General features: G+C 69.1%; 11 protein-coding genes. 2 read left to right on the forward strand and 9 right to left on the reverse strand.

Annotated elements, in window-relative coordinates:
* From A5712_RS21060 to A5712_RS21070, 3 genes are all read right to left on the reverse strand, one after another.
* The coding region (locus A5712_RS21060) for a 3-deoxy-7-phosphoheptulonate synthase (RefSeq protein ID WP_197519464.1) at positions 1-518 on the reverse strand (518 nt) is incomplete at its 3' end.
* A gap of 34 nt (positions 519-552) precedes the next feature.
* Positions 553-1056: a polyadenylate-specific 3'-exoribonuclease AS gene (locus A5712_RS21065; protein ID WP_068109193.1), complete on the reverse strand. Its 504-nt coding sequence runs from the start codon at positions 1054-1056 to the stop codon at positions 553-555.
* Between the two features lie 9 nt (positions 1057-1065).
* Entirely contained in the window at positions 1066-1950 is an 885-nt protein-coding gene (locus A5712_RS21070) for a hypothetical protein (RefSeq protein WP_068109196.1), read from the reverse strand.
* An 89-nt stretch (positions 1951-2039) separates the two neighbouring features.
* Here A5712_RS21070 and A5712_RS21075 point away from each other — a divergent pair, with 89 nt between their 5' ends.
* Entirely contained in the window at positions 2040-3335 is a 1296-nt protein-coding gene (locus A5712_RS21075) for a glycosyltransferase 87 family protein (RefSeq protein WP_068109198.1), read from the forward strand.
* Between the two features lie 216 nt (positions 3336-3551).
* On the opposite strand, the gene A5712_RS21080 is transcribed toward A5712_RS21075, so the two are convergent.
* From A5712_RS21080 to A5712_RS21100, 5 genes are all read right to left on the reverse strand, one after another.
* Positions 3552-4280, reverse strand: a complete 729-nt coding sequence (locus A5712_RS21080) for a 1-acyl-sn-glycerol-3-phosphate acyltransferase (protein WP_068109201.1) — start codon at positions 4278-4280, stop codon at positions 3552-3554.
* Positions 4281-4367: 87 nt separating this feature from the next.
* Positions 4368-4757, reverse strand: a complete 390-nt coding sequence (locus tag A5712_RS21085; protein WP_068109204.1) for a hypothetical protein — start codon at positions 4755-4757, stop codon at positions 4368-4370.
* Positions 4754-6013, reverse strand: coding sequence for an ArsA family ATPase (locus A5712_RS21090; RefSeq protein ID WP_082973565.1), 1260 nt, complete (start codon positions 6011-6013; stop codon positions 4754-4756). Before A5712_RS21090 ends, A5712_RS21085 begins: the two co-directional genes overlap by 4 nt.
* Entirely contained in the window at positions 6006-6443 is a 438-nt protein-coding gene (locus A5712_RS21095; protein WP_068109211.1) for an SRPBCC family protein, read from the reverse strand. Before A5712_RS21095 ends, A5712_RS21090 begins: the two co-directional genes overlap by 8 nt.
* A gap of 100 nt (positions 6444-6543) precedes the next feature.
* Positions 6544-6933, reverse strand: coding sequence for a polyketide cyclase / dehydrase and lipid transport (locus tag A5712_RS21100; protein ID WP_142282060.1), 390 nt, complete (start codon positions 6931-6933; stop codon positions 6544-6546).
* A 180-nt stretch (positions 6934-7113) separates the two neighbouring features.
* Between A5712_RS21100 and A5712_RS21105 the strand changes: the two genes are divergently transcribed.
* Positions 7114-8919, forward strand: a complete 1806-nt coding sequence (locus tag A5712_RS21105) for a long-chain fatty acid--CoA ligase (RefSeq protein ID WP_068109217.1) — start codon at positions 7114-7116, stop codon at positions 8917-8919.
* An 88-nt stretch (positions 8920-9007) separates the two neighbouring features.
* On the opposite strand, the gene A5712_RS21110 is transcribed toward A5712_RS21105, so the two are convergent.
* On the reverse strand, positions 9008-9515 hold a 508-nt coding region (locus tag A5712_RS21110; protein WP_156766694.1), incomplete at its 5' end, for a glycosyltransferase.

Consider the following 9515-nt stretch of genomic DNA (forward strand, 5'->3'; position numbering starts at 1 on the left):
TAGGCGCGCACCAGCCGCGACGGGTCGTGCTCGCGCGCGGTGGCGTCCGGGGCGAAGCCGTTGATCATGTCGCCGCGGTAGGACCTCAGGCCCAGCGCGTCGATGTCGGCCGACCGGGGCTTGGCGTACTGGCCGGCGATGCGGGCCACCTTGACCACCGGCATGCTGGCGCCGTAGGTCAGCACAACGGCCATCTGCAGCAGGGTGCGGATGTTGCCGCGGATGTGGGGCTCGGTGTTGTCGACGAAGGTCTCGGCGCAGTCGCCGCCCTGCAGCAGGAAGGCCTCGCCACGCGCGACCTGGGCCAGCTGGTCCTGCAGCCGCACGATCTCGGACGGCACCGTCACCGGCGGCACGCTCTCGAGGACCGTGCGCATCGCGGCGGCCTGTTCCGCGTCCCAGCTGGGCTGCTGGGCGGCCGGCTTGGCCAGCGCGGCGTCCAGCCGCGTGCGCAGCTCGGTCGAGAGCGGCGGCAGCGGCGGCAGCTGGTCGATCGGTATGTCGACGGTCCAGTTCATCGGTCCATGGTAACCGGGTCCGAACAGTGCCTGATCACGACTGATCAGGGCGAACGTCGTCGCCGGAGGTGATCAGCCGGAATCGGCGGAGCTGATCGCGGGCATCGACCAGGGCGTCGTGAGCGTCCCGCGGCCGCGGCGGCATCCGAGGGGATCCCCGCTCCTCCCACAGCTGACGCACTTCCCTGGTGAAGCGGGGTATCGCCTGGGGCAGCGCGGGCATCGCGCCCCACAGCTGGCACAACGCCACGTGGTCGTAGGCGCCCACCCAGGCCCACAGTTCGATCGGCTCGGTCCCGCCCACGCCGAAGAACTCCTCCAGGTCCTGGCGGATCTGCTTGCGCGAGCGCCACAACTGCGACGACGGGGGCGGCAGCTTGGGCAGCACGTTGGCGCGCACCCAGCTGCCGGCGCGCTCGGGATCGAATTCGGTGGACACGGCGTAGTACTCGCGGCCGTCCTCGGCGACCACCCCGATGGAGATCAGTTCGATGGTGCGGCCGTCTTCGATGAATTCGGTGTCGTAGAAAAACCGCACGGGCGCAGCCTATCGGCTGATCAGGATGGGCCCCGTCGGCGGCGGTGCGGCGTGCACGTCGTGGTCGAGCGTGGCGTCGACCAGGCGCTTGTCGGGCAGGCGCGGGGTCCCCGCGATCGCGCACTGCACCCACAGCTTGACCCGCACCACCGGGCGGCGCAGCCGCCGTTCCCGCTGCAGCGCGCGCCGCATCTTGTCCGGCTGGGTGGTGTAGCGCCACCGGGCCCACGGGGCGTGCGGACGCGACAACCGGATCGCGCCGATGACCAGCAGCACGACGATGAACATGCCCAGCAAACCGGTCCACACCTTGCCCTTCAGCACCACCACCACGGCCAGCGGCAGCGTGAACACCAGCTCACCGGCCACCCCGGCGCGCAGCACCACCGCGTCGGCGCCGTGCCAGAACGGAAGGAAGAACATCAGCGGGTGCAGGCCCATCATCAACAGCCCGGCCACCGCCACCGCCGCGAACACCGCGTCCACCGACGTGCGGCCGTCCTCTTCCCAGTAGACGTCGGACAGGTGCAGGATCAACGCGTACTCGTCGAGGACCAGCGCGGCGCCGACCCCGAAAAGGGTTGCCGCCAAGGTGAATTCGGGCTCCTGTCCGCTGACGGACAGCGTCACCAACGTCAACCCGGAGAGCATCACCAGGACCACCCCGAACGCCACGTGGTGGATGTGCACTTCCCCGATGTGGACGTTGCGCGGTTGCCACCATCGCGCGGGACGACCGGTTTGGGCGCGGTGGCGGATCACCCGCACGCACGTCCGCGTGACAAAAAAGGTCAGGATGAACGCGACCAGGCAGCACAGCAACGGCAGCCGACCACGGTCGATGATGTCGTGCGCGAACCAGTGGGCCACCCCGAACACGAACCAGTGCAGCACTCTAAAAACGTACGCCCGCAGCTCCGGGCAACGCGGGAGCCGCGCTGCGACACGTCGGAGGTGCCGGCACCCATTACGCTGTTTTGGACATGAGTAGATGGCGGGCGCCCGGCGCGGGCTTCGTAACGGAACGTGGCCCCGGGCGGGTATTGCTGTGGTGCCTGGCCTGGCTGGTCGCGGCCGCGGCGATGTATTACGTCGCCGTGGACCTGTTCGGGCACACGCCGTATCGCATCGACATCGACATCTATCAGATGGGCGGGCAGGCCTGGCTGGACAACCATCCGCTCTACCGCGGCGACGTGAAGTTCCACACACCGATCGGGCTGAACCTGCCGTTCACCTATCCGCCGCTGGCCGCCATCATGTTCTGCCCGTTCTCCTGGCTGCACATGCCGGCGGCCAGCGTGGCCATCACGGTGTTGACGCTGGTGCTGCTGATCGTCTCGACCACGATCCTGCTGACCGGCCTGGACGTGTGGAGCACGTCGGCCGTGCTGGGCGGCCCGGCGTGGCTGCGGAGGCTGTGGTTGGCGGTGCTCATCACGGCCGCGGCGGCCACCTGGCTGGAGCCCGTGGTTTCCAACTTCGCGTTCGGCCAGATCAACGTCGTGCTGATGACGTTGGTGATCGCCGACTGCGTGCCGCGCCGCACGCCGTGGCCGCGCGGGGTGCTGCTGGGCTTGGGCATCGCGCTGAAACTCACCCCGGCCGTTTTCCTGCTCTACTTCCTGCTGCGCCGCGACAACCGCGCGGCCCTGACCGCCATGGCGTCGTTCGTGGCGATGACCCTGCTGGGCTTCGCGCTGGCCTGGAGCGATTCATGGGAGTACTGGACCCGCACCGTCCACCACACCGACCGGATCGGTGAGGCCGCGCTGAACACCGACCAAAACATCGCGGGCGCCCTGGCCCGGCTGGGACTCGACGAGCACGAGCGGTTCCCGTTGTGGGTCGCCGCCTGCCTGCTGGTGCTGGCGGCGACGATCTGGGCGATGCGGCGGGTACTGCGGGCCGGCGAGCCCATCATGGCGGTGATCTGCGTCGCCCTGTTCGGGTTGGTGGTCTCGCCGGTGTCGTGGTCGCACCACTGGGTCTGGGCGCTGCCGACGGTGCTGGTGACCGGGGTGCTGGCCTGGCGGCGCCGCAACGTCGCGCTGGGCGTGCTCAGCGCCGTCGGGGTGGCGCTGATGAGGTGGACGCCGATCGACTTGCTGCCCAAGCACCACGAGACCACCGCCAACTGGTGGCGCCAACTCGTCGGGGCGTCCTACGTGTGGTGGGCGCTGGCGGTCATCGTCGCGGCCGGGTTGACCGTCACCGCGCGGGTGACTGCGCGGGATTCGGCGACGCGCCCGCTGACGCCGGTATCAGCCGCGAGCTAGTCCCATGGTGGCGACCCGCTTCGCCCGGCTACGCCGCGCTCGCGATCGCAACTAGTCCCATGGTGGCGACCCGCTTCGCCCGGCTACGCCGCGCTCGCGATCGCCACTAGTCCCATGGTGGCGACCCGCTTCGCCCGGCTACGCCGCGCTCGCGATCGCCACTAGTCCCATGGTGGCGACCCGCTTCGCCCGGCTACGCCGCGCTCGCGATCGCCACTAGCCGACGGCCGTCTCGGGGATCCGCGCCGCCTCACCGGTCGGTTCGTCGCCGTTGCTGCGCTCCTTGATGCTGGCCGCGTAGATGTCGACGTACTCCTGCCCGGAGAGCCGCATCAGCTCGTAGATCACCTCGTCGGTGACGGCCCGCTCGATGAAGCGGTTGCCCGCCATTCCCTCGAACCGGGAGAAGTCCATCGGCTTGCCGAACCGCACCGTGACGCGCCCGAAGCGCAACATCGTGGTGCCCGGCGGGTTGACCACGTTGGTGCCGATCATCGCCACCGGGATCACCGGGACACCAGTGTGCAGCGCGAGGCGCGCCAGCCCGGTCTTGCCCTTGTACAGCCGGCCGTCGGGCGAGCGGGTGCCCTCGGGGTACATGCCCAGCAGCTTGCCCTGCTTCAGCACCTGCTCGGCGGTGTTGAGCGCGGCCTGGGCGGCGTCGGCGTCGGTGCGGTCGATCGGCACCTGCCCGACGGCGGTGAAGAACCACCGGCTGAACCAGCCCTTGACGCCGGTGCCGGTGAAATATTCGGACTTCGCCAGGAAGGTGATCCGGCGACGGACCACCAGCGGCAGGAAGAAGCTGTCCATCACGGCGAGGTGATTACTCGCCAGGATCACCGGCCCGGAGGTCGGAACGTATTCCAGCCCTTCAACTTTCGGTCGGCCAAGCAGAGACAGCAGCGGGCCCAGCAGGATGTACTTGAATAGCCAGTACCACATGGCCCTCCCTCTCGCTCCCGCCACCCGCAGTGTTCTGGCCAACTGTACCGATCCCCGGCGCAAGGGACCACCTTGTCCGCGGGCGGGTCACTCCTCGACGGTGAGCGGGATGGGCTGGTATCGGGTCTTGACGGTGCCGTCACCGTCGGGGGGCTGCTCGCCGGGGCCGCCGGGCGACCCGTCAGGTGGCGGCGTCGGCGAACGGTCGATGTCGTTGACGTCGTTGACGATCCCGCGGATCACCTCCAGCAGGGCGATGCTGTGGTCGGCGATCACGGTGAGCAACGGGTGCTGCTCACCGGTCGCCAACGCGGCCAGCGCGCACACCGGGCACCACACCTGCTGGCACTTGCCGGTCCCGACGCCGCCGCCCGCCGTCAACGCCGCCGCCGTTCGCACCGCCGGGTCGATCCCGTCCAGGATCGCTTGGGCGAGCCTGCGCAACTCCGGACCGATTTCGGAATGAGCCCCACTCACTTAGGCCACACCTCCGGATCGGGTTGAAAGCGAACAGTCAGCTCACCGCCCCGCAGGTGCGCGTCGAGCACCGTGCAACGCCGCAGCACCGACGCCAACCGAACCCTGCGCCGCAACCCTCCAGCGCTGATGATCAGGTCGTCATCGACTCGGCCCAACGAAAGCCCTCCGGGATCAAGTTGGGGCAACGTTAGCCGCATACGGTATATCGACCCAAGCCCCGAGCCGGATTCGAGGTCCACGACGGGCCGCAGCGGCCCCGGCGGCGCCGCCCCGCCGCGTCGACGGGCGCTGTCGAGCAGCGCACCCAGTGCCTTGGGGCCGATCGGCTCGCCGGACAGGTGCGGGGTCAGCACCAGCGCCACGTCGCCGATGGTGGCGTCGAGTTCGTCGAGCACGACGCGTTGTTCGGCGATGCGCTCGGCGTACCAATAGAACGCCGGGTGCTCGGGCAGGTTACGGTACTCGTAGGACTCGTCCTCCGTCAGGACCTGGTTGACGATCAGCTCCTCGACCCGCACCCCCATCAGCGCCAGCGAGCCCAGCGTGCGCACCGCCTCGGCCGCCACCACCCGCTCGGGGGTGAGCACCAGGTGCGCGGTGACGAGATCCCCGTCGGTCAGCAACTCGCTGAGGCGATCGACGCTGGCGCTGATGCGCTCCAGCAACTCGACCATCGCGCCCGAGCGGGCGTCGTCGGCGGCGATGGACAGCCGGCGATGCCGGGGCCACGCGCGTTCCACGTAGAGCCCGAAGGTGGCGGGCAGGGTCAGCATGCGCAACGCATCCGCGGTCGAGGCGCAGTCGACGACGATGCGATCCCAGCGCCCCGAGGCCGCCAGCTGCCCGACCGCGTAGAGGCCCAGCACTTCCTGGACGCCCGGCAACGCCGAAAGTTCTTCGGGCGCAATGGTGCTCAACTCGGAGTCGGGAAACCGGCCGTCCAACGTGCTGACCACGTCGTGCCACCGGGCCTCCAGCAGTGCCAGGGTGTCCAGCGCCAGCGCGTCGAGGAAGCCGCCGCCAGCCTCCGCGTCATCGGCGAGCACCCGCACCAGCTCGCCCTCGCCGCTGGGCGGGACCGGGACACCGAGCACGTCGCCCAGCGAGTGCGCCTGATCGGTCGACACCACCAGCACCCGCTGCCCCGTGGCCGCGTCGCCGACCGCGGTGGCAGCTGCCAGGGTGGACTTTCCTACCCCGCCCTTCCCAACGAACAGGCTGATCCGGGCCGGGGTGGCGCTGGACTCACTCAGCCTCGACTCGTTTCTTTAGATCCTTCAACGCGGTGTCGGTGAGGCGCCGCTCGGCCTTCCGCTTGAGCAAACCGATCATCGGGATGGCCAGGTCGACCGAAAGCTCATAGGTGACGTCGGTGCCGGATCCCTTGGGCGCCAAGCGATACGAGCCCTCCAGCGAGCGCAACAGCGAGCTGGAGACCAGGCTCCAACTCAGCGACTGGCGGTCCTTGGGCCACTTGTAGGACATCACCATGGTGTCCTTGATGACGCCGGCGTCCATGACGAATCGCACCGTCTTCGGGTAGCCGTCGGCGCCCCGCTCCTGCACCTCGGCTTCCTTGTATTCCGAGATCCACTCGGGGTACGAGTCGATGTCGGCGATCACCTCCAGGACCGTGCCCGGATCGGCGTCGATGTGGATGGTCTGCGTCGTCTTCTCCGCCACCTGGCTGATGCCCTCTCTCCCGCAAGCGAGTACCCCGCATGTACAGGACTACCCCGGCCTTCGGGGCGAAACGGTACTCCTACCGCCAACCTTGATCCGGTTAAGCTACCGGAGAAACGCCGACCGGACGTGACCGTTCCGCCGTCCGTTTGACCTCGAAGGCCATTTTCTTTCCCGCCACCCGACGGCGGTGCGTCATCTTCGCCAAATTCAACTTTGCCAGCTGCCAGGCCGCCACGCCGGTCGGTTCGGCGTGCAGGAAGTAATGCAGCACCACCCCGTCCAGCGACGGCTCCAGCCAGATCTCCATGGTGCCGGTCAGCGCGCCGGTGACCGTCCACCGGATCCCCTTCTCGGCGCGGTCCTCGACGACCTGCAGCCGCAGGTCCGGCCACCACCGCCGCCACGACGACGGGTCGGCGACCACGGCACCTACCCGCGCGCCGTCGGCGGCGACGAACGTCTGGTCGGCGATCTGAATGCTGTTCACCGCCATAGCTTCACACACCGAACCGGTTCGCCCGCGTCTAGGCACCCGGCGCGACTCCGCAAGCTTCGTGGCGCCCCGGCCGACCTCAGCCATGCAGCGCAAATTTGCGGATTAGGCTGGGCAACAGCAAGCCGGCCCCGCAAGGGGCGGGCAACGTCACTATCAATCGAGGTCACCAGAGTGCGTGAGTACAGCGTCCCCGCCCGCTTTACCGTCGGCGAGCACGAAAACGTCGCGGCCATGGTCTTCGAGCACGAGCGCGACGACCCCAGCTTCGTCATCTTCCAACGGCAGATTGACGGGGTGTGGACCGATGTCACCTGCGCCGAGGCCGCCAAGGAGGTGCGTGCCGCGGCGCTGGGCCTGATCTCCCTCGGGGTACAGGCCGGCGACCGGGTGTCCATCTTTTCTGCCACCCGCTACGAGTGGGCGATCCTGGACCTCGCGATCCTGGCGGTGGGTGCGGTCACCGTGCCGATCTATGAGACGTCGTCGGCCGAGCAGGTGCGCTGGGTACTGCAGGACTCGGGAGCGGTCGTGGCCTTCGCCGAGACCGACGCCCACGCCGCCATGGTCACCGAGCTCACCGCCGAGCTGCCCGAGCTGCGCCGGGTGCTGCACATCGACGGTTCGGGCCCGAAGGCGCTCGAGCAGCTCGTCGAGGCCGGCGCCGACGTCGAGCCGGCCAAGTTGACCGCCCGGCTGGACGCGCTGCGCGCGGACGACCCGGCGACCCTGATCTACACCTCGGGCACCACTGGGCGGCCCAAGGGCTGCCAACTCACCCATTCCAACCTGCTCTACGAGAGCCGCGGCGCCAAGGAATGCCTGCCGACCCTGCTGAACGAAGGGCAGCGGCTGCTGGTGTTCCTGCCGCTGGCCCACGTGCTGGCCCGGTCGCTGACCTTGTCCGCGTGCGCCAACAAGGTGACGGTCGGATTCACAAGCGACATCAAGAACCTGCTGCCGATGTTCGCGGTGTTCAAGCCGACGGTGGTGGTGTCGGTGCCGCGGGTCTTCGAGAAGGTGTACAACACCGCCGAGCAGAACGCCGCCAACGACGGCAAGGGCCGGATCTTCGCGATGGCGGTGCAAACCGCGGTCGACTGGAGCCAGGCCCACGCCGACGGCGGGCGACCGGGCCTGCTGCTGCGGGCCCGGCACGCGCTGTTCGACCGGCTCGTCTACCACAAGCTGCGCGCGGCGCTGGGCGGCGACTGCCACGCGTCCGTGTCGGGTGGCGCCCCATTGGGCGCGCGGCTGGGCCACTTCTACCGCGGGGTGGGCCTGACCATCCACGAGGGCTACGGCCTGACCGAGACCAGCTCGGCCATCACCGTCAACCAGGTCGGCAACGTCAAGATCGGGACCGTCGGAACGTTGTTGCCCGGCAACAGCATGCGCATCGCCGAGGACGGCGAGCTGCTGGTGCGCGGCGGCGTGGTGTTCAGCGGCTACTGGCACAACGAGCAGGCCACCCGTGACGCGTTCACCGACGGCTGGTTCAAGACGGGCGACCTAGGCGCGCTGGACGAGGACGGCTTCCTGAAGATCACCGGCCGCAAGAAGGAGATCATCGTGACCGCCGGCGGCAAGAACGTCGCCCCCGCGGTGCTCGAGGACCAGCTGCGGGCGCACCCGCTGATCAGTCAGGCCATGGTGGTGGGCGACGCGAAGCCGTTCATCGGCGCGCTGATCACCATCGACCCCGAGGCGTTCGGCCCCTGGAAGGAACGCAACCACAAGCCCGCCGACGCGTCGGTGGCCGATCTAGCCACCGACCCCGACCTGTTCGCCGAGATCGACGCGGCCGTCAAGAACGCCAACCTGGCGGTGTCGCACGCCGAGTCGATCCGCAAGTTCCGCATCCTGCCGGTGGACTTCACCGAGGACACCGGCGAGCTGACGCCGACGATGAAGGTCAAGCGCAACGTGGTTGCCGAGAAGTTCGCCTCCGACATCGAATCGATCTACGAGAAGGATTAACCGCCACCAGACGTAAAAGCCCCCATTTCGGCACGGAAATGGGGGCTTTTACGTCTGGTGGCCGGGCCGGGCCCGGCGAACACTGCTGTTAGCCGCGCAGCAGGTCGCTCAGCCGCGTCGCCAGCGTGTCCCAGCGCCACTGGGACGTCACCCACTCGCGGCCGGCCGCGCCCATCGCGGCGGCCCGCTCCGGATCGGCCAGCAACTCCCCGACGGCCTCGGCGACCTCGTCCACCGAGCGGCCGTCGACCACCAGCCCAGTCTTGTTGTGCCGCACGGCTTCCGGGGCCCCGCCCGACAGGCCGGCGATGACGGGAACGCCCGTCGCCGAGGCCTCCAGGAAGACGATGCCCAGGCCCTCGACGTCCATGCCGGCGCCGCGGGTGCGGCATGGCATCGCGAAAACGTCGGCCAGCGCGTGGTGGGCCGGCAGTTCGGCGGCGGGCACACCACCGGTGAACGTCACGTGCTCGGCCACGCCGCAGTCGGTGGCCAGCTTGCGCAGCGCGTCCAGGTACGGCCCGCCGCCGACGATGACCAGCGCCGCCCCGTCCACCCGCCGCCGGATCGAGGGCAGCGCCTTGATCAGGGCGTCC

It is taken from the genome of Mycobacterium sp. E2327 (genome assembly GCF_001672675.1).
In the GTDB taxonomy this organism is placed as follows: domain Bacteria; phylum Actinomycetota; class Actinomycetes; order Mycobacteriales; family Mycobacteriaceae; genus Mycobacterium.

Bases quoted from the DNA above. Each gene is read 5' to 3' on its own strand.
- A5712_RS21075 (WP_068109198.1), top strand. From the start codon at position 2,040: ATGAGTAGATGGCGGGCGCCCGGCGCGGGCTTCGTAACGGAACGTGGC.
- A5712_RS21080 (WP_068109201.1), bottom strand. From the start codon at position 4,280: ATGTGGTACTGGCTATTCAAGTACATCCTGCTGGGCCCGCTGCTGTCT.